Raw genomic sequence first — 21,500 nt, forward strand, 5'->3', positions numbered from 1 at the left:
CAAAATCCGCAATACGCTATAGTTTATTGTGTGTAGGTTGTTGAGTGTTGTGATCTCACGATGGGGCGGCGGGCGGCGGGCGGCGGGCGGCGGGCGGCGGCGAGATCGTGCTCGATCCTGGATGTAGTGGTCACCTGGCCACCGGGAGGCCCCTCTTTCCAGGATCGAGCACGATCTTGCGGCCCGGGCGCGGGACCAGCGGCACGGTGGCCCGGCCGGGGTGCCCTTCGCTCAGCGCGACCCGATCGTGTACCGGACCGGCGGGCGGGATACGGCGAAGGCCCCGCCCCCGACGATCCGAAGATCGCGGGGACGGGGCCCGTCGTCGTTCAGCGGGTCACTTACCGCCGGCGAGCTTCTCCCGCAGAGCGGCGAGCGCCTCGTCGGTGGCCAGCGTGCCGGCCGGCTCCTCGGCCTGCCGGCTCGGAGCCGGGCTGGACGAGGAGGTGGTGCCGCCAGCGGCCGGGACGGCCGGAGTCGGGTTGGCAGCGGCCTCGGCGTCGGCGGCCCGGGAGGTCTGCACCTGCTTGGTGTGGGCCTCCCAGCGCAGACGGGCCTCGGCGTACTGGCTCTCCCAGGTCTCGCGCTGCTTGTCGTACCCCTCGAGCCACTCGCCCGTCTCCGGGTCGAAGCCCTCCGGGTAGATGTAGTTGCCCTCGGCGTCGTACGTCGCGGCCATGCCGTAGAGGGTCGGGTCGAAGTGCTCCTCGCCCTCGACGAAGCCCTCGTTGGCCTGCTTGAGCGACAGCGAGATCCGGCGGCGCTCCAGGTCGATGTCGATGACCTTGACCATGACCTCGGAGCCGACCTGGACGACCTGCTCCGGGATCTCCACGTGGCGCTCGGCCAGCTCGGAGATGTGGACCAGGCCCTCGATGCCGTCGTCCACCCGGACGAACGCACCGAACGGCACCAGCTTGGTGACCTTACCCGGCACGATCTGCTGGATCGCGTGGGTGCGGGCGAACTGCCGCCACGGGTCCTCCTGCGTCGCCTTCAGCGACAGCGAGACCCGCTCGCGGTCCAGGTCGACGTCCAGGACCTCGACCTCGACCTCCTGGCCCACCTCGACGACCTCGGACGGGTGGTCGATGTGCTTCCAGGACAGCTCGGAGACGTGCACCAGACCGTCGACGCCGCCAAGGTCCACGAACGCGCCGAAGTTGACGATCGAGGACACGACGCCCTTGCGGACCTGGCCCTTCTGCAGCTTGTTGAGGAACTCGGTGCGCACCTCGGACTGCGTCTGCTCCAGCCAGGCCCGGCGGGACAGAACCACGTTGTTGCGGTTCTTGTCCAGCTCGATGATCTTGGCCTCGAGCTCCCGCCCGACGTACGGCTGCAGGTCGCGCACGCGCCGCATCTCGACCAGGGACGCGGGCAGGAAGCCGCGCAGCCCGATGTCGAGGATGAGGCCACCCTTGACCACCTCGATGACCGAACCGCGGACGACGCCGTCCTCGTCCTTGATCTTCTCGATCGTGCCCCAGGCCCGCTCGTACTGCGCCCGCTTCTTGGAGAGGATCAGACGACCCTCCTTGTCCTCCTTCTGGAGGACCAGGGCCTCGATGTGGTCACCAACCGTCACAACCTCGGCGGGGTCCACGTCGTGCTTGATCGACAACTCCCGAGAGGGGATGACACCCTCGGTCTTGTAGCCGATGTCGAGCAGGACCTCGTCCCGATCGACCTTGACGACGGTGCCTTCGACAATGTCGCCGTCGTTGAAGTACTTGATGGTCTCGTCGATCGCGGCGAGGAAAGCCTCCTCGGAACCGAGATCGTCGTGGGTGACCCGGGTGGCGCTCGAGGGGGCCTCGATGCTGCTCGTCATGTGGGCGGTTGCTCCGGTCGGATGGGTTGTCACAGCAGGCTGGTGTCGCGGTGACCTGTTCGCGCCAGCGGATCCGTCGCCGGGCACACCGAACGATCGCCTAGTGAGATCATGATGTGGCTCCGTCGACCGCGCACCTGCTCCCTGCCGAGGCAACGCGATCCGCGAGCGCATCGTCTAGCCTACCGTGCGCATTACCACAGCGTGCAAGCCCTCCCGGCTTCTCGCCCTGCGATGACCTGCGAAAGCCGAACAATCGCCCGGAAACCGCCCCTGCTGTCTCGTCCGTCACACTTGACCCGACAGCACCACCGAACGGGCGTCCGGCCGGCGACGCCGCCGCGTCGGCGGGTCGGCCGGCCCATCGCCCTCCACAGCCGCGACGGGGCCTAGCGTGAGCGGGTGGATGACGACAGCCGGGTGACCCGGCGCCGGGTGGGTGACGCCGAGGCCCGGCGGGCCAACCGCGGCTGGTGGGACACCGACGCCGACGACTACCAGGCCGAGCACGGCGCGTTCCTCGGCGACGTGGACTTCGTCTGGTGCCCCGAGGGGCTGCGCGAGGCCGACGCCCGGCTGCTCGGTGACCTGCCCGGGCGCCGGGTGCTGGAGGTGGGCTGCGGCGCCGCGGCCGCCGCCCGCTGGCTGGCCACCCAGGGCGCCCGGCCGGTCGCCTTCGACCTGTCCGCCGGCATGTTGCGGCACGCCGCGGAAGCCGCCGACCGCACCGGGGTACGCGTACCGCTGGTGCAGGCCGACGCGCTCGCCCTGCCGTTCGCCGACCGGTCGTTCGACGTCGCCTGCACCGCGTTCGGCGCGATCCCGTTCGTGGACGACTCGGCGACCCTGCTCGCCGAGGTGCACCGGGTGCTGCGCCCCGGCGGCCGGTGGGTCTTCTCGGTCACCCACCCGATGCGCTGGATCTTCCTCGACGACCCGGGTGAGGGTGGGCTGACCGCCGTGCACTCGTACTTCGACCGCTCCCCCTATGTGGAGCAGGACGAATCCGGTGTGGCCACCTACGTCGAGCAGCACCGGACCCTCGGCGACCGGATCCGGGAGCTGGTCGGGGCCGGGTTCCGGCTGCTGGACCTGGTGGAGCCGGAGTGGCCGGCGGGGCACGAGGGGATCTGGGGGCAGTGGAGCCCGCTGCGCGGGCGGCTCTTCCCCGGCACCGCCATCTTCGTCACCGAGAAGCCCACCGCATGACCGCGTCGCACGCGCGGTGCGACCCCCACCCCGTGGAGATCGTCTCGCCGGGCACCCGGCGGATCGACCTGTTCGCCAAGCCGGGTGAGTACGCCGCCGCCGGCATCCCCTTCTACTGGCGGATCGAGCAGAACCCGGTGCACGTCTACGCGTACCGGATCGGCGACCGGGTGGGGCCCGGCGGTGAGCGGCAGTACGAGCTGGTCGCCGACGGCGCCGACGTGATCGAGCTGACCGAGCCGTTCGACATCAAGCTGCCGATCGCCGAGATCACGCCGTAGTCCGCCGCTTCGGCTGGCCGTTTCGCCCCGTCGGTGCCGGGTAGCCGGAGCGTATGGCCGAGCAGAGCGAATTCCGCGAGGGCGACCACGTCTCCTGGGCCAGTCACAGCGGCCGGGCGCACGGCGTGGTCAAGGAGAAGCTGACCGACCGGACGCACGTACGCGGCCACGCCGTGAACGCGACCGAGGACGAGCCGCAGTACCGGATCCGCAACGACGACTCGGGCCGCGACGTCGCCCACCGACCGGAGGTGCTGCGCCGTGAGCGGGAGTGACGACGCCGGGGACACCTACCGCGAGTTCACCGACGCGGTGAACATGAAGCCGGGCGAGCTGTCGAAGTGGCTGGACAGCGACGAGTCGAAGCAGGTCGGCTGGCACAAGGGCGGCCGCTCCGGCGGCGGTGAGTCGGTGGGGCACGAGTCCGGTCGGAAGATCATCGACCTGTTGCGGCGCAAGCGCGGCGACCTGTCGGAGGGCGACTACAAGCACATGCGCAAGGTGGTCGGCTACGTCCGCCGGCACATGGCCCAGCGCCCCTCCGGCAATGTCCGCGACACCAAGTGGCGTTGGTCGCTCATGAACTGGGGTCACGACCCCCTCAAGGGTCCTCTTCCTCCCCCGGGCGGCCCGTCCCGGCGGGCCCTCGATCGGCACGGCACACCCCCGAAGGAGCGCCGAGGCCCCGGCCGCTGACCCACCACTCCGACGCCACCACTCCGACGCACCACTTTGATTCACAACGCAGAACAGCACCGACCACCGGAACCCCCACCACCGCAACGACAGAGATCAGTGGTCAGCGCTGTTCCAGTCCCGGCCTTCGCCGACCGACACCTCCAGCGGCACCGACAGCGGGTACGCCTCGCCCATCTCCCGCCGGACCAGCGCCTCCAACACCTCGCGCTCACCCGGCGCGACCTCGAAAACCAACTCGTCGTGCACCTGCAACAGCATCCGGGAGCGCAGCCCGGCCTCGCTCAGCGCGGTGTCGACGTGCAACATCGCCAGCTTGATGATGTCGGCCGCCGAGCCCTGGATCGGGGCGTTGAGCGCCATCCGCTCGGCGATGTCGCGGCGCTGCCGGTTGTCACTGCCCAGGTCCGGCAGGTAGCGGCGGCGACCCAGAATGGTCGAGGTGTAGCCGTCCTGCCGGGCCCGGGCGACCACCTGGTACAGGTAGTCACGCACCCCGCCGAAACCGGCGAAGTAGTTCTCCATCAGCCCGCGCGCCTCTTCGGTGCCGATGTTGAGCTGCTGGGACAGCCCGAACGCGCTCAGCCCGTACGCCAGGCCGTAGTTCATCGCCTTGATCTTGCGGCGCTGGTCCGGGGTGACCTCGTCAACGGGCGTTCCGAAGACAGACGAAGCGGTGGCCGCGTGGAAGTCGGCGCCGGAGTTGAACGCCTCGATCAGCGCGTCGTCCGACGACAGGTGCGCCATGATGCGCATCTCGATCTGGCTGTAGTCGGCGGTCAGCAGGCAGTCGTAGCCCTCGCCCACCACGAACGCCCGGCGGATCCGCCGGCCCTCCTCGGTGCGGATCGGGATGTTCTGCAGGTTGGGCTCGGTGGAGGAGAGCCGACCGGTGGCCGCCACCGTCTGGTTGAAGGTGGTGTGGATCCGGCCGTCGTCGGAGACCGACTTGAGCAGACCGTCGACGGTGGACTTGAGCTTGGCCACGTCCCGGTGGCGCAGCAGGTGGGCCAGCACCGGGTGCGGATTCTGCGCGTAGAGCCACTGCAGGGCGTCCGCGTCGGTGGTGTATCCGGTCTTGATCTTCTTGGTCTTGGGCAGGCCCAGCTCGGTGAAGAGGATCTCCTGCAACTGCTTGGGCGAGCCGAGGTTGAACTCCCGGCCCACCGCCTCGTACGCGCCCTGCGCGGCGGCCTTCACCTCGGCGGCGAAATGCGCCTCCAGCTCGGACAGGTAGTGCGTGTCGGCGGCGATGCCGGTGCTCTCCATGTCGGCCAGCACCCGCATCAGCGGCAGCTCCACCCCGGCCATCAGCCGGGCGGACTGCTCACCGTCGCGGGACAGCTCGGCGTCGATCGCGTCGGCCAGGTCGAGGGTGGCCCGGGCCTGGAGCATGAGGTTCTGCTCGGCCACGCCCTCGTCGCCCAGCCCGTCGAGGGTGAGCTGGCCGGTCTCCGGCGCGTCCACCCGCAGCTCGCGGTGCAGGTAACGCAGCGCCAGGTCGCTCAGGTCGTACGACCGCTGGTCAGGGCGGGCCAGGTATGCGGCGATCTGGGTGTCCCGGACGACGCCGGCCAGCTCCCAGCCGTGCGCGGCGCAGGCCAGCACGGCCGGCTTGCTGTCGTGCAGCACCTTGGGCCGCTGCGCGTCGGCCAGCCAGCCGGCCACGGCGCCCTCGTCGGCCGGGTCGAGGCCCGCCGGGTCGACCCAGGCCGCCGCGCCGCCGGCGGTGGCCAGCGCCAAACCGACGATGGAGGCGGTGTGCCGGCGGTTGGGGCCGGTGTCAAGCTTGACCGCCATCCCGACCGGAGTGCCGGTCGGGACGTGCGCGGCCAGCCAGCCGGACAGCGCGCCGGGCGCGGTGAGCACCTCGCCGGTCAGGTCGAAGCCGGACTCAGCCTCCGGCTCGACGGCCTCCAGGTACTGGTAGAGCCGGTCACGCAGGATGCGGAACTCCAGGGTGTCGAAGACCTGGTGCACCGCCTCCCGGTCCCAGCCGGCCCAGCGGGTGTCCTCCGGGCGCAGCGGCAGCTCCAGATCGGAGACGAGGCGGTTGATCTCGTAGTTGCGGATCACGTCGGCGAGCCGCTCCCGCAGGCTGTCGCCGGCCTTGCCCTTGATCTCGTCGGCGCGGGCGACCACGCCCTCCACCCCGCCATACGTGGTGATCCACTTGGCGGCGGTCTTCGGGCCGACGCCCGGGACGCCGGGCAGGTTGTCACTGGTCTCGCCGACCAGCGCGGCCAGGTCCCGGTACTGCTGCGGCCCGACGCCGTACTTCGCCTCGATCGCCGCCGGGTCCATCCGGGCCAGGTCGGAGACGCCCTTGCGCGGGTAGAGCACGGTGACCTGGTCGTCGACCAGCTGGAACGCGTCCCGGTCACCGCTGCTGATCAGCACCGTCATGCCCTGGTCGCGGGCCTGGCAGGCGAGCGTGGCGATGACGTCGTCGGCCTCGAAGCCCTCCATCTCGACCACCGGGATCTGCAGCGCGGCCAGGACCTCCTTGACCAGGCTGACCTGGCCCTTAAAGTCAGTCGGGGTCTCGCTGCGGCCGGCCTTGTACTCCGCGTACTTGTCGGTGCGGAAGGAGCGGCGGGAGACGTCGAAGGCGACGACGATGTGCGTCGGCTGCTCGTCACGCAGCACGTTGATCAGCATCGAGGTGAAGCCGTAGACCGCGTTGGTCGGCTGACCCGTCGTGGTGGAGAAGTTTTCCACCGGCAGGGCGAAGAAGGCCCGGTATGCCAGGGAGTGTCCGTCGACGAGAAGCAGGCGCGGCGTCGTAGCTGTCACGGCAGCGACTCTAGCCCGTCGCACCGACATCGCCGGGTGGCGGCACCGCGCGTCCGACGGCGGGACCGACCGCCGGCCCGAAAGCCGACGGCCGACCACCCCGCGAGGGATGGCCGGCCGCCAGTCGGATGGCTCAGGCAACGCCGAGGTACGCCTCCTTGACCGACGGATCGTGCAGCAGGTCCTGACCGGACCCCTCCTTCACGATCTGACCGGTCTCCAGCACGTAGCCGCGGTGCGCCCGCGACAGCGCCTGCTGGGCGTTCTGCTCCACCAGCAGGATCGTGGTGCCCTGCTGGTTGATCTCCGTGATGATGTTGAAGATCTGCCGGATCACCAACGGGGCAAGACCCATCGACGGCTCGTCGAGCAGCAGCAGCTTCGGCCGGCTCATCAGCGCCCGGCCGACCGCGAGCATCTGCTGCTCGCCGCCGGAGAGCGTGCCACCGGCCTGCTTGCGCCGCTCGGCCAGCCGCGGGAACAGGGTCAGCACCCGGTCCAGGTCGGAGGCGATGCCGGCGGAGTCCCGCCGGGTGTACGCCCCCATGTCCAGGTTCTCCATGACCGTCATACCCGGGAAGATCTGCCGCCCCTCCGGCGACTGACACAGCCCCCGGACCACCCGCAGGTCGGCCCGGAGCTTGCTGATGTCCTCGCCGTTGAACGTGATCTTTCCGCTGGCGAGCGACCGGGTCCCGGAGATGGCCCGCATGGTGGTGGTCTTACCGGCGCCGTTCGCGCCGATCAGGGCCACCACCTCACCCTCGTTCACGGTGAGGCTGATGCCGTGCAGCGCCTCGATCCGGCCGTAGGCGACGGCGACGTTCTCGAGCTCAAGCAGCGTCATCGGCGGGCTCCCCCAGGTACGCGGCGATCACCTTCGGATCGCGGCTGACCTCCGCGGGCGCACCCTCGGCGATCTTGCGGCCGAACTCCAGCACCACGATCCGGTCGGTGACCCCCATGACCAGCCGCATGTCGTGCTCGATGAGCAGGACGGTCAGGCCCATGTCACGGATCTTGCGAATCAGGGTGAGGAGTTCCTCCTTCTCCGCCGGGTTGAAGCCGGCGGCCGGCTCGTCCAGGCAGATCAGCTTCGGCTCGGTGGCCAGCGCCCGGGCGATCTCCAATCGGCGCTGGTAGCCGTACGGCAGGTTGCGCGCCTCGTCGTTGGCCCGGTCGGCGATCCCGACGAACCGCAGCAGCTCGAGTGCCTTGGCCTCGGCGGCCCGCTCCTCCAGGACGTACCGGGACAGCCCGAACGTCCGGGCACAGGTCCGGCGGATCTCCTGCCACGTCCGGGCGAACCCGGACGTGGCCGTGACCTGCGGCAACTCGTGCGGCTTGGCCTTCAACCGGGGCACTCGGAACAGCGCACCCGGCACGCTCGTCTTGTGCCGGGAGTCCGTACCGACCATGACGTTCTCCATCGCCGTCATCTCCGGGAAGAGACGGATGTTCTGGAACGTCCGCGAGATGCCGAGCTGGCTGATCTGGTGCGGCTTGCGGCCGGTCACCTTCTGGCCGCGGAACCGGACCGCCCCGGAGGTCGGCTTGTAGACGCCGGTCATCACGTTGAAGCTGGTGGTCTTGCCGGCACCGTTCGGGCCGATCAGACCGAGGATCTCGCCCTCGTAGATCTGGAAATTGATCTTGTCGAGGGCGACCACGCCGCCGAAGCGGAGCGTGACGTCGTCGACCTCGAGCAGCACCGAGCGCGGGCCCGGCTGGGTCGGGATCTTCGGCGTCGCCGTGCTGGTGGTCTGGTCAGACATGAGCGGGCACCTCCTCTGCCTCCGCCGCGCGGTCCTTCAACTCGCGGGCCCGTCGCCGGCTGGGGATCAGGCCCTGCGGACGCAGGATCATCACCAGCACCATGGCCAGACCGAACACCAGCCACCGGTAGTCGGCGAAGTCGCGGAACCGCTCCGGCAGATACGCGAGCAGCACCGCGCCGAGCGAGACGCCGATCATGTTGCCGGAACCGCCGACCACGACCATCGCCACGAAGAGGATGGACAGGTTCGCGTTGAACTGGGTCGGGTCGATGAACGCGTTCCGGCTGCCGAAGAGGAAGCCCGACAGGCCGCCGAGCGCCGCACCGATGGCGAACGCCCAGAGCTTGAACTTGAACGGGTACACGCCCATCACCGCGGCGGCGTCCTCGTCCTCCCGAACGGCGAGCCACGCCCGGCCGACCCGGCTGCGCTCCAACCGGCGGACCAGGAACACCATGACCAGCACGAAGGTGATCGCCAGCCAGTACCAGGGCTTCGCGTCGATCAGACCGAAGTACTTGTTGTCCGCCGACGGCGCACCCTCCGGACCGGGGATGGCCGAGATGCCCACCGGGCCGTTGGTCAGCCCGGTGGCGTTGCGGGCCACGATCCGGATGATCTCGCCGAAGCCCAGCGTCACGATGGCCAGGTAGTCACCGCGCAGCCGCAGCGTCGGCCAGCCCAGCAAAACCCCGGAGATCATCGTCAGCACGATCGCGATGAACAGGCAGATCGCCCAGGTCACCGCCCAGGTCGCCGGCAGGTTGAACTCCTGCTGGATCCACTTCACCACCGGCGAGTTCACCGAACCGAACAGCGCCACGCTGTACGCCCCGATGGCGAAGAAGCCGATGTAGCCCAGGTCGAGCAGGCCGGCGAGACCGACCACCACGTTCAGGCCGATCGCGACCAGCACGTAGATGGCGCAGATGAAGAGCACACCCGCCCAGTTGTTGCCGCCCTCGATCGAGTCGGTACGCAACCAGGTCAGGCCCGGAATGCCGAGCAACGGCAGGTAGTAGAGGATCGCCACGAAGGCGGCCAGCCCGAGGGCCTGCTGCCACTTCGTCAGCGCCCGCCAGCGGTCGCCGACCGTGGTCAGCATGTTCACCCGGCGGCGGTCAGCGGAGCGGATTTTGTCGATCATGCGCGGGCCCTCCCGAGCGACTCGCCCAACAGACCGGTAGGCCGGAACATCAGCACCACGATCAGCACCACGAAGGCGATGACGTCCTCCCAGTTGGACGCGAAGAGCGTGGCGCCGTAGACCTCGACGATGCCGAGGAAGAGGCCACCCAGCAGCGCGCCGCGCAGGTTACCGATGCCGCCCAGGACCGCGGCGGTGAACGCCTTGAGGCCGAGCACGAAGCCGATGCTGTTCTGGGTGAAGCCGAACCGCATGCTCCACAACAGAGCGGCGGCGCCGGCCATGATCCCACCGAGCACGAAGATCAGCATGATCACGCGCTCCTGGTTGACGCCCATCAGCGCGGCGGTCTCCGGGTTCTGGGCCACCGCCCGCACACCCCGGCCGTACCGGGTGCGGTTGATGAACCAGTCCAGCATCGCCATCATCACCACGGCCGCGACGAAGACGATCAGCTGGATGTTCGTGATCGCGGTGTTGCCGATGGTGAACAGGGTCTCCTGCTGGATGATCGTCGGCATACCGACGATCTGCCGGGGCCGGCCGAACGCCGCCGGCAGCACGCCACCGAGCAGCTTGGGCAGCACCTGCCCGAAGAGCTCCACGAAGACCAGCGACAGACCGATCGCGGTGATCAGGAAGATCAGCGGCGGCGCGTTCTTACGCCGCAACGGCCGGTACGCGATCCGCTCAAGAGCCAGAGCCGTACCGCCCGAGGCGGCCGCCGCGACGAGCAGACCGAGCACCAGGAACAGGATCGCCTGGCCGACCGGCGGGTTATTTTCCACCCCGAGCTGGTTCCAGAGGATCAGCACCGCGAAGGTACCGACCATGAACACCTCGGAGTGCGCAAAGTTGATCAGGCGAAGGACGCCGTAGACGAGGGTGTAGCCGAGGGCGATCAGGGCGTAGATGGCGCCCTTGGACAGGCCGTCGACCGTGTGCTGGCCGAGATGGCCGATCAGTTCATCGAAATGCACCGGGGGTCTCCTTGAATCGAGTGCGGCCGGGGTGAAACACCCCGGCCGCACTCCAATGCCTGCGGCGTCAGCTGAGCTTGAGCTCCTGCAGCGCCTCGATAGCCGTGCCCTTGATCTGGTAGGCCCAGATGACGACCTTCGACGGGTCGACGTCACCCTTGGCATCGAACTTGATGTACTTCGACACGCCCTGCTTGTCGTACGCCTTCACGTACGCCAGGATGTCCGCCCGGCTCTTCTTGCCGTCCTTGAAGGCGTCCAGGTAGATCTTGGCGCCGTCGAAGCCCTCAGCACCGTAGGAGCCCGGCGGGATGCCGTACTCCTTCTGGTAGTCGGCGGAGAAGGTGCCGCCGGCCTTGTCAGCCGGGAGGCAGGGGCAGGTGATGATCGCGCCCTCGGCACCGCCGGAGGCACCCGCCGGGAACGCCGGGTCGTAGAGACCGTCCGGGCCGACGAACTTGGCCTGGACACCGGCGGCACGCATCTGCTTCACCAGCGGAGCGGCCTCACGGGTGTAACCGCCGTAGAAGACGAAGTCCGCCTGCGCGGACTTGATCTTGGAGATGGTGGCGTCGAACTGCGCCTGCCGCTCCTGGATCTTGTCCTTGTTCACGATCAGCGGGCCGAGCTGCTTGCCCAGCTCCTCGGTGATGCCCGCGCCGTACGCGCTGGCGTCATCGACCAGGAAGACCTTCTTCGCGTTCTGGGTCTTCAGGTAGCTCGCCACCGCGCCGGCCTGCGTGCCGTCGTTGCCGACCACCCGGTAGAAGGACGTGTTGCCCTTCTGGGTCAGGTCCGTCCGGGTCGCCGACGGGCTGACCATCGCCAGGCCCGCGGCCTGGTAGATCGGCATCGTGGCGTCCGACTCACCAGAGAAGTGACCACCGATGACACCGAGGAACGAGTTGTCCCCGGCGATCTGGTTCGCGAACGGGGTCGCCACCGCGGGGTCACCCTGGGTGTCGAACTCCTGCATGGTGACCTTGCAGTCCGGGTTCGCCGCGTTGAACTGCTTCACCGCGAGCTTCGCGCCGTTCAGCGACGGGATCACCAGACCCGCGTTGTCACCCGTGAACGCGCCGAAGATCGCAATCTTGCCACCGCAGTCACCGGACGCGGTCCCACCATCGCCGCCACCGGAATCCTGGCAACCAGCCGCGACCACCAGGGTCGCGGCGAGCGCAACGGTGCCCAGCGCCCGTACATAGCTTCGCCTCACGGCTTCCTGACCTCCTCCAGATGCGGACGCGGCTGACCCGAAGCGACGGCGACAGCAGCAAACCCGCAATTCCACCCACCCCGCAGGGACTCCCCCTGCGTTACGGCTCGTGATGGCGGAGCGTACCGACACCGCACACCCTCCCGGAAGGCCTGAACGGGGGGTCTGCGAAACCGTTACGAAGACGTGGGCAATCCTGTCGATGTCCGTAACAGGTGAATCCGTCGGTCGGTCCTTAACCGCGCGGCCGGTCGGAGCTCACCCGCATCGACCCGGACCATCCGCACCTGGACGAAAGGCCCCTTGACCTGCGAAAACAGCTCGGCACGCCGCAACCCGAGGCCGAGGCGCTGCGCAACCCCCGGCACTCAGGCACCCAGGCCGCCCGCCCACCACAGCGCGGACCGCGAACCGTCGTCCGCCGCCAACCACCACCGGTCACCCACCGCCACAAGTGCCACGTCCCGGTCGACCCCCGCGGGCACATCGAGCGGCATCGCGACCTCCCGCCACGACCCACCCCGATCCGCCGAGGCCCACACCGAGTACCGCTCACCGTCGGCGACCGCGGCGACCAGCCGGTCCCCGGCGACGACCAGCGAAGCCACCGCCGGCACCCCGGCCCCGGCCCGCCGACCGAACGCCCCGGCGGCCACCCAGCCCGTCCCCTCCTGCCGCCACGCGCCGAACGTCGACCCGCGCAACCCGACCGCCACCGGCACCCCACCGACGATTGCCACGCGCTGCAACTCCTCGTACTCCGGGCCGCCCGGCAGCACGGTGCGCCGCCACGACCGCCCGTCCGGCGACGACCACACCGCCGGGTCCCGGTCGATCCGGCCGGCCGGCAGCAGGCCACCCACCGCCAGCCAGCCCGGCGGCGCCGCCACCGCATCGAACGCCCAGGTCACCCCGACCGCATCGCTGGCCAGCTCCGGCGCGCCCTCCACCAGCTCGAACTCCGCCGCCGCCGGCGACGACACCCAGGAGGCCGCGCCCGCCGAGCGGTTGCCGACGATCAGCCAGCCCGACGCGTCGGCCGCCAACCGGGACACGTTCACCGCCGTCGGCCCGCCGTACGTCTCGAACGACGCCTGCACCTCGCCCAGCGCGCCGTCCGGCAGCTGCCGCCAGGTGCTGATCCGCGGATAGCCGTGCGCCCCACCGGTCTTGGCGCCGATCACCGCCGCCTTCCCGTCGCGGCAGGCCACCGACGAGAGCACGTTCTGCCTGCCGTAGAAGGAATCCGCACGCACCGACACGACCGTCCAGGCCGTACCGTCCACGCTGGTCCAGGCCGCCGGACGGGTGCCGCCACCGGCGTCGGCGACACCACCGACCACGAACCAGCGACCCGCGCAGGCCGCCGCGTCGCGGAGCAACAGACGGCCCGCACCACCGGGCGGCGCCGGCAACGTCAGCGGCTGCCACCCCGGCCGGAGCGCCGGCGCGGCGGCGGTCGTCGGCCCAGTGCCGGTCGAGGCGCCGCCGGACGGCTCGACCGGACCGTCGCAGCCGGAGACCAGCAGCGCGAAGAGGCCGAGCACCGCGATCACCCGTCGGACGGTCACGGGTCGATGCTATGCCCTGCCGGCCCCGCGCGGTGGTCCCCGATCGCGGACACCGAGGCGTCCGCCGCGACCAGGAGGCAGGCGGCGATCAGACGGTTGGCTGCGCCACTTCGCCGCCGGCGGTCTCGGCGAGGATCCGCTCGGCGACCTCCTTCATGGTCATCCGGTGGTCCATCGCCGTGCGCTGTATCCACTTGAACGCCTGCGGCTCGGTCATCCCGTACGTGGTCATCAGCGCGCCCTTGGCGCGCTCCACCGTCTTACGGATCTCCAGGCGGTCGGTCAGGCCGGCGACCTCCGCCTCCAGCGCGGCGACCTCGGAGTAGCGCGACAGCGCGATCTCCACCGCCGGGACCAGGTCGCTCTTCTGGAAGGGCTTCACCAGGTACGCCATGGCGCCGGCCGCCCGGGCCCGTTCCACCAGGTCACGCTGGCTGAACGCGGTCAGGATGATCACCGGGGCGATCCGGGCGCCGGCGATGCGCTCGGCGGCGGCCAACCCATCCATGATCGGCATCTTGATGTCGAGGATGACCAGGTCAGGCTTCAACTCCTCGGCGAGGCGGACGGCGGTCTCGCCGTCACCGGCCTCCCCCACCACCTCGTAGCCCTCTTCGACCAGCATCTCGGCCAGGTCCAGCCGGATCAGCGCCTCGTCCTCGGCGATCAGCACCCGCCTGCGCTCGGCATCCGTCGGCGTCTCGGCCACCAGCCCTACCCCCACCAGTCAGAACCCGACACCCGCCCAGCCGGGTGTCACCGCCCTCAGCGTAGTGGGTATCCTGTCAGGGCCGAATCAGGGAAGCGCCCTCGTAGCCCAACTGGCAGTAGGCAATGCACTCAAACTGCATACAGTGTGGGTTCGAATCCCACCGAGGGCACCAAAATCGTCGTACGGATGTTCGAAGCTGTTTTCGTGCATCCACCTCAGATCCGCTCCCGTGCACGCCGGCTCTTCCTTGCCGGCAGCACCGTTGCAGACACCGCTCGCGAAATGGGCCTGCCCTATCGGACTGTCTGGCACTGGTGCAACGACCGCCCCGAGGCGAAGCAGCAGGGCACGCAACTGCGGTGTTTTCGTTGCCGCGAGGGTGTCGACAGTCCGACGGACCCCGGGGCCTACGCCTACCTTCTCGGCCTCTACCTGGGCGACGGCCATCTGGTGACGTCGGCTCGGGTGCCGGTGCTCCGGATCTACTGCTCAAACGCCTGGCCGAATCTCATCAAGCTGTGCGACCAGGCGATGCGCGACGTGCTTGCCAGTTCGGTGCAACTGGTGCAGAAGCAGGGCTGCGTCGGCGTACAGAGTTATGGCAGCCACTGGCCGTGCTTGCTGCCCCAGCACGGTCCCGGCAAGAAACACGAACGCCCGATCGTCCTCGCCGACTGGCAGCGGGCAATCATTGAACGCCATCCCGGCGACTTCGTGCGCGGTCTGTTCCACTCCGACGGCTGCCGGTTCGCCAACCGAGTCACCGTCCGCGGCAAGGAGTACGTCTACCCGCGGTACATGTTCACCAACGAGTCGACCGACATCATCGGCCTCTGCCAGTGGGCGCTCGATCTGCTCGGCATCGCCTGGCGGATGAATCGGCGCAACTCGCTGTCGGTGGCCCGGCGGGAGGCGGTCGCCGCGCTGGACCGGCACGTCGGCCCGAAGTCCTGACCTCCCTCAGCCCAGGCAACGGCCGGCGCCCGGTCGTCCCGGGCAAGGTGGCCCACCATCGCCGTCGCTGAGCGCGCCGGCCGGGTCAGCGACCGGTTACCCTGCCGACGAGCTGCTGTTACTGGCGGCCGATTCGGCCGCGCTGACACCCGCTCCGGGCACGAGGCGCTGACCAGCCGCCGACGCACGGCGACCGACACGGTGGCGAGGCTGACCCGCCGCGGCCCGGAGCGGACGGCCGGATGACGGGATCGACGACAGGGGTGGGAACTGATGCGGGTGGTCATTTTCGGCGCGACCGGCATGGTCGGCCAGGGCGTGCTGCGCGAGTGCCTGCTCGCCGAGGACGTGCGGGAGGTGTTGACCGTCGGCCGGAGGCCGACCGGGCAGCGGCATCCGAAGCTGCGCGAGGTCACCGTCGGGGATGTCGGTGAGCTGGAGGAGGTGCGCGCCGAGCTGGCCGGCGTCGACGCCTGCTTCTACTGCCTTGGTGTCTCCTCGCTGGGCCTCGACGAGGCTGCCTACACCCGGATCAGCTACGACTACCCCCTCGCGGCGGCGCGGCTGCTGGCCGAAGTGAACCCGAGCGTGACGTTCATCTACGTCTCCGGCGTGGGCACCGACTCCACCGGGCGGGGGCGGGTGATGTGGGCACGGGTCAAGGGTCGTACCGAGAACGCGGTCCTCGACCTGCTGCCCAACGGCTACGCGGCCCGGCCTGGCTTCATCCAGCCGACTCACGGGGCGGTGTCGAAGACCCGGGCGTACCGGATCGGGTACGCGGTCACCCGCCCACTCTTTCCGGTGTTGCGCCGGCTGCTGCCGAACCAGGTCACCACCACCGACGGGCTGGGCCGGGCGATGCTGCGGGTGGCCCGGCAGGGCTCCCCCCGCCGGGTGCTGGGGAACCGCGATCTGAGCTGAGGCGGCCGGGGCGGTCAGCCGAGGATGGCGAGCGCCTGGGCGAGGTCGACGCGCAGGTCCTCGGGGTCCTCCAGCCCGACCGAGAGGCGCAGCAGCGCGGCGGCGGGCTTCGCGTCGCCCTCGACCGGCCGGTGGGTGAGCGAGGCGGGGTGCTGGATGAGGGTGTCGACGCCCCCGAGGGACACCGCGTGGGTGATCAGCTGGCAGGCGCCGGCGACGGCGGCCGCGGCGGGTGCGCCGCCGCGTACCTCGAAGGCCAGCAGGCTGCCGGGCCCGGCCATCTGCCGACCGACCAGCGCCGCCGGGTCGTGCACCGACGGGTGGTGCACGCGGTGTACGGCCGGGTGGTCGGCGAGCCAGCCGGCGAGCTTCTCGGCGGTGGCCTGTTGGGCGCGGACGCGCAGCGGGAGGGTCTGCAGGCCACGGTGCAGCAGGTAGCCGCCGAGCGGGTGCAGGATCGCGCCGGTGACCGCGCGGACCTGGCGCAACCGGGCGGCCCAGTCGGCGTCGCAGGCGACGACGCCGGCGAGGACGTCGCCGTGCCCGCCGATGCTCTTGGTGGCGCTGTGCAGGACGAGTGCGGCGCCGTGCCGGGCCGGCTGTTGCAGCACGGGGGTGGCGACGGTGTTGTCGACCAGTAGTGGGACGTCGCCGGCGGCGGTGGCGAGGGCGGCGATGTCGACCAGGTCGAGGGTGGGGTTGGCCGGCGTCTCGATGATGACCAGCGCGGTGTCCGGGCGGATGGCGGCGGCGACCTCGTCGGGGCGGGCCCAGCTGACGGTGGTGCCGAGCAGCCCGGTGGCGAGCACGTGGTCGGTGCCGCCGTAGAGCGGACGGACGGCGACGATGTGCCGGTGGCCGTCCCGGGTGGCGGCGAGCAGGGTGGCGGTGAGCGCGGCCATGCCGCTGGCGAAGGCGACGGCCTGGGCGGTGCCTTCCAGTTCGGCGAGGGCGGTCTCGAAGCGGGCGACGGTCGGGTTCCACAGCCGTTGGTAGACGGCGCTGCCGTCGGCGGGAAGGAGGCCGCCGGTGGCGAGCTGCTCGTAGGCGTCCCCGCCGCCGTCCACGGAGGGCAGCGGGTTGGTGGTGGACAGGTCGATCGGCGGTACGTGGACGCCGAGCGCCCGCAGGTCGTCGCGGCCGGCGTGTACGGCTGTCGTGTCCACCATCGTCATGGCGGTAGCGTCGAACATCCTCCACCAACGGGGCAATGCCTTGGAAGATAATTCTGTCATTTGACCTAGCTTCGTTGAGGCATTCGGACGAGGATGGCGGGATGCCCCCTGAGCCGAACGATGTGCGGCCGTACCCGGCCCTGGACGAGGTGGACCGCGCGATCCTGACCGAGCTGGCCGCGGACGGCCGGTTACCGAACAACGCGCTCGCCGAGCGGGTGGGGGTGGCGCCCTCGACCTGCCTGACCCGCACCCGGGCGCTGCGCGAGCGGGGCGCGATCCGCGGGTTCCACGCCGAGGTCGACCCGGCCGCGCTCGGCCTGCCGTTGCAGGCGTTGGTGTCGGTGCGGCTCACGGCGCACGAGCGGGCGGCGGTGGACGCGTTCCGGGCCCGCTCGGTGCGGCTGCCCGGGGTGGTGTCGGTGTTCCACGTCGCCGGCGCGGAGGACTACGTGCTGCACGTACGGGCGGCGTCCGGGGACGCGCTTCGCGACTTCGTGCTGGACCACCTCGCCGTCGATCCGGTGGTGCAGCACACCCAGACCAGCCTGATCTTCGAACAGGCCCGCGGGATGGGCTGAGCGACGACGGGGTGGGCGGGCGGTCCGATCGAATGCCGGCCAAGCGGAACAAAAGCGTCCGGGAGCGGGTTGGCCAACCGTGTGATCACCGTACCGTTGTCTGTTCTTGATCTTGCTCCGGTCGCCAAGGGCACCACCGCCGGCGCGGCACTGCGGGCCACCACCGAGCTGGCCCGGCGCACCGAGGAGCTGGGCTATCACCGTTTCTGGGTGGCCGAGCACCACAACATGCCGGCGATCGCCAGCTCCGCTCCCGCCGTGCTGCTCGCCCACCTGGCCGCGAACACCTCGACGATCCGGCTCGGGTCGGGTGGGGTGATGCTGCCCAACCACGCGCCGCTGGTGGTGGCTGAGCAGTTCGGCACCCTGGAGGCGTTGCACCCCGGCCGGATCGACCTGGGCATCGGCCGCGCGCCGGGCACCGACCAGATGACCGCGCTGGCGTTGCGCCGCACGATGGAGGGGCTCTCGGCCGAGGGCTTCCCGAACGAGCTGGCCGACCTGATGAACTACTTCAGCGGCGAGCGGCCCGGGCAGATCATCGCCAGCCCGGGGCGGGGTGAGCAGCCGGCCGTGTGGCTGCTCGGCTCCAGCGGCTTCAGCGCCCAGCTGGCCGGTCTGCTCGGTCTGCCGTTCTCCTTCGCGCACCACTTCAGCTCGGCGAACACCCTGCCCGCGCTGGCGCTGTACCGGCAGAACTTCCGGCCGTCGCAGTGGCTGGACAAGCCGTACGCGATGGTCGCGGTCAACGCGGTCTGCGCGGAGACCGATGAGCGGGCCGAGTGGCTGGCCGGACCGAGCGGGCTGTCGTTCCTGAAGCTGCGCTCCGGCCGGCCGGAGCCCCTCTCCACGCCCGAGGAGGCGGCGGCGTACCCGTACACCGAGATCGAGCGGGAGTTCGTGGAGCAGCGCCGCGACGGTCAGGCGATGGGTTCGCCGGAGACGGTGCGTCGGCAGTTGACCGAGCTGGTGGAGCGCACCGGCGCGGACGAGCTGATGCTGACCACGCTGGTCTACGACGTGCGGGACCGGGTGCGCTCGTACGAGCTGATCGCCGAGCAGGTGGTGGGCGGCCTGCACCGGACGTGAAACACGATCTTCACGTCGGCGTCACCCGCGCGACCAGGACGGTGCCTAACGTAGGTGCCGGTGGTGGTACGGCATCCCCGGTCGGGACGGGTCGGGAATGCCGCGGTGTGGCGCACCGGGCCGTAGCTGAGCGGATTCCGCGGCTGCGGCCCGGTGCCTGCCGCCCCGGCGACCCCGCTCGGGGCCGTCAGGGGTCAGCGTAGGTAGATGTTCGGGGTGGGCGGGTTCGCCATCCCGTCGCCGATGAAGAACCCCGGGTGCGGGGGCTGGTTGTAGGCGGTGGATCGCCACCCGGTACTGCGGGTCGTGCATCAGGGTGTGGATCCGGGTGCCGGTCGGGGTGGGCGTGCTGTAGAGGCGCAGCGCCCGGCTGTCGGTGGTCCGCCAGATCACCTCCTCGCGCCAGTCGCCGAGGATGTCGCCGGAGAGCGCCGGTGTGGACTTCGTGCCGTTGTTGGCCGCCACCCCGCTGCCGGTGAGCAGCCGGGTGTCACCGCCGGTGCCGTACTTGTCGATCTTCGTCCCGTCGAGCAGCTCCCGCACCGGGTCGCCGTCCCACCAGGCGAGGAAGTTCGCCGACGACGGCTTGCGGCCGACGTTGCGCCCCCTGGTGTCGGCCAGCCCGGCGACCGCAGACGACCACGACTCCGCGCCGGGGCTGCCCGCCCAGATGTCCGCGGAGACGCCCCGGCCGTTGTCGCCGGAGGCCGGCGTGGACCAGAGGACCTGGCCGGTACGGGCGTCGGCGAACCAGGAGCTGGGCTTGCTGCCGTCCTCGTCGACCTTGAACACCTCCAGCCCGGAGCGGCTCGGATCGAGGTCGCCGACGTGCAGGGCGTCGCCGTGGCCGTTGCCCGTCGAGTAGAGCAGGCGACCGTTGTCGTCGATGGTGGCGGCGCCGTAGACGATCTCCTGGCGGCCGTCGCCGTCGACGTCGGCGACCGAGAGCTGGTGGTTGCCCTGACCGGCGGCGGCGCCGTTGCCCGAGGCGTTGGAGTCGAACGTCCAGCGCCTGCGCAGCGTGCCGTCGCGGAAGTCCCAGGCGGCGATCACCGCGCGGGTGTAGTAGCCCCGAGCCATGATCAGCGAGGGGCGCTGCCCGTCCAGGTAGGCGGTGCCGGCGAGGAACCGGTCCACCCGATTGCCGTACGAGTCGCCCCAGGACGACACGGTGCCGCGCGGCGGGTCGTAGGTGACGGTGGAGAGGACCGCGCCGGTCTGTCCGTCGAACATGGTCAGGTACTCCGGGCCGGCCAGCACGTAGCCGCTGGAGTTGCGGTGGTCGGCCGACCCGGAGCCGATCACCTGGCCGGTGCCGGAGCGGGTGCCGTCGGCGGTCTTCATGGCCACCTCGGCGCGCCCGTCGCCGTCGTAGTCGTACACCTGGAACTGGGTGTAGTGGGCGCCGGCGCGGATGTTGCGGCCCAGGTCGACGCGCCACAACCGGACGCCGGCCAGGGTGTACGCGTCGACGTACACGCTGCCGGTGTAGCCGGACTGGGAGTTGTCCTTGGCGTTCGACGGCTCCCACTTGAGGACGATCTCGTAGCTGCCGTCACCGTCGAGGTCGCCGACGGAGGCGTCGCTGGCGCTGTAGGTGTAGGTCTCGCCGGTGGGGGTGCTGCCACCGGCCGGGACCTGCAACGGCACGTCCAGGTAGCCGTCGCGGAACTGCAGCGCTGGCGCCGAGGCCGCCTGCTCGGCGCCGCCCACGACCGCGCGCACGGTGTACGCCGAGCCGGCCGCCGCACCGCCGTCGAGGTAGGTGGTGGCGCCGGTGATCGGGCTGGCGTTGACCCTGGTGGAGCCTCGGTAGAGGTTGAACGCCACGCCGGAGGTCTCGGTGCCGAGCAACCGCCAGGAGACCAGGTTGCCGCTGCCGGAGCGGACGCTGACCAACCCCCGGTTCAGGTCCTCCATCTGCACCGCCCCGGCCGATGGCGGCGGCGCGGTGGTGGGGGGTGGGGTGCTCGGCGGTGTGGTGGTCGGGCCGGCGGTGGGTACGGCGCCGGTGCAGGTGGCGCCGTTGAGCGCGAAGCTGGCCGGCGCCGGATTGGCGCTCGTCCACGAGCCGTTGAAGCCGAAGGCGACGGTGCCGTTGGTGGCGATGGCGGCGTTGTGGTCGACGTTGCGCGCGGTGACCTGGGCGCCGGCCTGCGTGACGGCCGCGTTCCACGCCTGGGTGACCTGCTGGCCGGCGGCGTACGACCAGGTGAGGGTCCACCCGGTGACGGGGTCGCCGAGGTTGGTGACGGTGACGTTGGCGCCGAAGCCACCCTGCCACTGGTTGGTGACCTGGTAGTCGACCCGACAGCCGGCGGCGGTGGCCGAGGCGACGACCGTGCCGAGGGTGCCGGCCGCGACGACGGCGACGGTCGCGCCGGCGAGCAGGATCAGCCGATGTCTGGACGGGTGCATGAACTGCCTCCGGGGATCCGGTGATGACCGCTGCGGTCCACGGGCCTGCCCGAAAGGCGCGGTGGACGGTTCGCCACGACGGCGGCGGACAGCGATCTGATCGGGGGGTGAACGCCCTGGGTACGCACGGATCCGG

At 70.4% G+C, this 21,500-nt stretch carries 18 protein-coding genes, 1 tRNA gene and 1 pseudogene; 9 read left to right on the plus strand and 11 right to left on the minus strand.

All coding sequences use genetic code 11. The features are described 5' to 3' along the window. Positions 1–337 precede the first annotated feature (337 nt). A complete protein-coding gene (gene rpsA / locus ACWD6N_RS16950; RefSeq protein ID WP_450004974.1) occupies positions 338–1,834 on the minus strand; it encodes a 30S ribosomal protein S1 in 1,497 nt (498 codons plus the stop codon). A gap of 402 nt (positions 1,835–2,236) precedes the next feature. Here rpsA and ACWD6N_RS16955 point away from each other — a divergent pair, with 402 nt between their 5' ends. The 4 genes from ACWD6N_RS16955 to ACWD6N_RS16970 are packed head-to-tail and all read left to right on the plus strand — an operon-like array spanning position 2,237 to position 4,020. Beyond that, positions 2,237–3,043 carry a class I SAM-dependent methyltransferase gene (locus ACWD6N_RS16955; RefSeq protein WP_354964916.1) on the plus strand — a complete coding sequence of 269 codons (807 nt, stop codon included), beginning with the start codon at positions 2,237–2,239 and terminating at the stop codon, positions 3,041–3,043. After that, complete coding sequence (locus ACWD6N_RS16960) at positions 3,040–3,324, plus strand: Uma2 family endonuclease (protein WP_354964917.1); 285 nt, start codon at positions 3,040–3,042, stop codon at positions 3,322–3,324. The genes ACWD6N_RS16955 and ACWD6N_RS16960 overlap by 4 nt, the downstream gene beginning before the upstream one ends. Before the next feature lie 53 nt (positions 3,325–3,377). Then, on the plus strand, positions 3,378–3,599 hold the full coding sequence (locus tag ACWD6N_RS16965) for a DUF2945 domain-containing protein (protein WP_450004975.1): 222 nt from the start codon (positions 3,378–3,380) through the stop codon (positions 3,597–3,599). Then, positions 3,586–4,020, plus strand: coding sequence for a DUF3140 domain-containing protein (locus tag ACWD6N_RS16970; protein ID WP_450004976.1), 435 nt, complete (start codon positions 3,586–3,588; stop codon positions 4,018–4,020). The genes ACWD6N_RS16965 and ACWD6N_RS16970 overlap by 14 nt, the downstream gene beginning before the upstream one ends. 96 nt (positions 4,021–4,116) lie before the next feature. Here ACWD6N_RS16970 and polA read toward each other — a convergent pair whose 3' ends face one another. From polA to ACWD6N_RS17010, 8 genes are all read right to left on the minus strand, one after another. Next, positions 4,117–6,816, minus strand: a complete 2,700-nt coding sequence (gene polA / locus ACWD6N_RS16975) for a DNA polymerase I (protein WP_450004977.1) — start codon at positions 6,814–6,816, stop codon at positions 4,117–4,119. 133 nt (positions 6,817–6,949) lie between these two features. After that, positions 6,950–7,663: an ABC transporter ATP-binding protein gene (locus ACWD6N_RS16980; protein WP_450004978.1), complete on the minus strand. Its 714-nt coding sequence runs from the start codon at positions 7,661–7,663 to the stop codon at positions 6,950–6,952. After that, entirely contained in the window at positions 7,650–8,591 is a 942-nt protein-coding gene (locus ACWD6N_RS16985) for an ABC transporter ATP-binding protein (RefSeq protein ID WP_354964922.1), read from the minus strand. Before ACWD6N_RS16985 ends, ACWD6N_RS16980 begins: the two co-directional genes overlap by 14 nt. Next, positions 8,584–9,741, minus strand: coding sequence for a branched-chain amino acid ABC transporter permease (locus ACWD6N_RS16990; protein WP_354964923.1), 1,158 nt, complete (start codon positions 9,739–9,741; stop codon positions 8,584–8,586). Before ACWD6N_RS16990 ends, ACWD6N_RS16985 begins: the two co-directional genes overlap by 8 nt. Continuing rightward, a complete protein-coding gene (locus ACWD6N_RS16995) occupies positions 9,738–10,721 on the minus strand; it encodes a branched-chain amino acid ABC transporter permease (protein ID WP_354964924.1) in 984 nt (327 codons plus the stop codon). The genes ACWD6N_RS16990 and ACWD6N_RS16995 overlap by 4 nt, the downstream gene beginning before the upstream one ends. A gap of 67 nt (positions 10,722–10,788) precedes the next feature. After that, a complete protein-coding gene (locus tag ACWD6N_RS17000) occupies positions 10,789–11,940 on the minus strand; it encodes a branched-chain amino acid ABC transporter substrate-binding protein (RefSeq protein WP_354964925.1) in 1,152 nt (383 codons plus the stop codon). Between the two features lie 368 nt (positions 11,941–12,308). Beyond that, positions 12,309–13,511, minus strand: a complete 1,203-nt coding sequence (locus tag ACWD6N_RS17005) for a hypothetical protein (protein ID WP_450004979.1) — start codon at positions 13,509–13,511, stop codon at positions 12,309–12,311. Between the two features lie 88 nt (positions 13,512–13,599). Continuing rightward, positions 13,600–14,220, minus strand: a complete 621-nt coding sequence (locus ACWD6N_RS17010) for an ANTAR domain-containing response regulator (RefSeq protein ID WP_089019813.1) — start codon at positions 14,218–14,220, stop codon at positions 13,600–13,602. 97 nt (positions 14,221–14,317) lie between these two features. Here ACWD6N_RS17010 and ACWD6N_RS17015 point away from each other — a divergent pair. From ACWD6N_RS17015 to ACWD6N_RS17025, 3 genes are all read left to right on the plus strand, one after another. After that, positions 14,318–14,395, plus strand: a tRNA-Leu gene (locus ACWD6N_RS17015). Next, positions 14,368–15,177 carry a terminase gpP N-terminus-related DNA-binding protein gene (locus ACWD6N_RS17020; protein WP_354964927.1) on the plus strand — a complete coding sequence of 270 codons (810 nt, stop codon included), beginning with the start codon at positions 14,368–14,370 and terminating at the stop codon, positions 15,175–15,177. The genes ACWD6N_RS17015 and ACWD6N_RS17020 overlap by 28 nt, the downstream gene beginning before the upstream one ends. Positions 15,178–15,450: 273 nt before the next feature. Then, positions 15,451–16,101: an NAD-dependent epimerase/dehydratase family protein gene (locus tag ACWD6N_RS17025; protein WP_354964928.1), complete on the plus strand. Its 651-nt coding sequence runs from the start codon at positions 15,451–15,453 to the stop codon at positions 16,099–16,101. Between the two features lie 14 nt (positions 16,102–16,115). On the opposite strand, the gene ACWD6N_RS17030 is transcribed toward ACWD6N_RS17025, so the two are convergent. After that, complete coding sequence (locus tag ACWD6N_RS17030) at positions 16,116–17,294, minus strand: trans-sulfuration enzyme family protein (RefSeq protein WP_354964929.1); 1,179 nt, start codon at positions 17,292–17,294, stop codon at positions 16,116–16,118. Positions 17,295–17,377: 83 nt separating this feature from the next. Here ACWD6N_RS17030 and ACWD6N_RS17035 point away from each other — a divergent pair, with 83 nt between their 5' ends. Beyond that, positions 17,378–17,857 carry an Lrp/AsnC family transcriptional regulator gene (locus tag ACWD6N_RS17035; protein WP_030334356.1) on the plus strand — a complete coding sequence of 160 codons (480 nt, stop codon included), beginning with the start codon at positions 17,378–17,380 and terminating at the stop codon, positions 17,855–17,857. Between the two features lie 81 nt (positions 17,858–17,938). Further along, the gene (locus tag ACWD6N_RS17040; RefSeq protein WP_387323999.1) at positions 17,939–18,946 is read left to right on the plus strand and encodes an LLM class flavin-dependent oxidoreductase; all 1,008 of its coding nucleotides are present in this window, start codon (positions 17,939–17,941) and stop codon (positions 18,944–18,946) included. Positions 18,947–19,140: 194 nt separating this feature from the next. On the opposite strand, the pseudogene ACWD6N_RS17045 reads toward ACWD6N_RS17040, so the two are convergent. Beyond that, positions 19,141–21,364: pseudogene (locus ACWD6N_RS17045) on the minus strand (rhamnogalacturonan lyase family protein). Positions 21,365–21,500: the final 136 nt, after the last annotated feature.

This window comes from Micromonospora sp. NPDC005163, from assembly GCF_053599835.1.

Bases quoted from the DNA above. Each gene is read 5' to 3' on its own strand.
- ACWD6N_RS16980 (WP_450004978.1), bottom strand. From the start codon at position 7,663: ATGACGCTGCTTGAGCTCGAGAACGTCGCCGTCGCCTACGGCCGGATC.
- ACWD6N_RS17035 (WP_030334356.1), top strand. From the start codon at position 17,378: ATGCCCCCTGAGCCGAACGATGTGCGGCCGTACCCGGCCCTGGACGAG.
- ACWD6N_RS16990 (WP_354964923.1), bottom strand. From the start codon at position 9,741: ATGATCGACAAAATCCGCTCCGCTGACCGCCGCCGGGTGAACATGCTG.
- ACWD6N_RS16960 (WP_354964917.1), top strand. From the start codon at position 3,040: ATGACCGCGTCGCACGCGCGGTGCGACCCCCACCCCGTGGAGATCGTC.
- ACWD6N_RS16985 (WP_354964922.1), bottom strand. From the start codon at position 8,591: ATGTCTGACCAGACCACCAGCACGGCGACGCCGAAGATCCCGACCCAG.
- rpsA (WP_450004974.1), bottom strand. From the start codon at position 1,834: ATGACGAGCAGCATCGAGGCCCCCTCGAGCGCCACCCGGGTCACCCAC.
- ACWD6N_RS16965 (WP_450004975.1), top strand. From the start codon at position 3,378: ATGGCCGAGCAGAGCGAATTCCGCGAGGGCGACCACGTCTCCTGGGCC.
- ACWD6N_RS17025 (WP_354964928.1), top strand. From the start codon at position 15,451: ATGCGGGTGGTCATTTTCGGCGCGACCGGCATGGTCGGCCAGGGCGTG.
- ACWD6N_RS17030 (WP_354964929.1), bottom strand. From the start codon at position 17,294: ATGTTCGACGCTACCGCCATGACGATGGTGGACACGACAGCCGTACAC.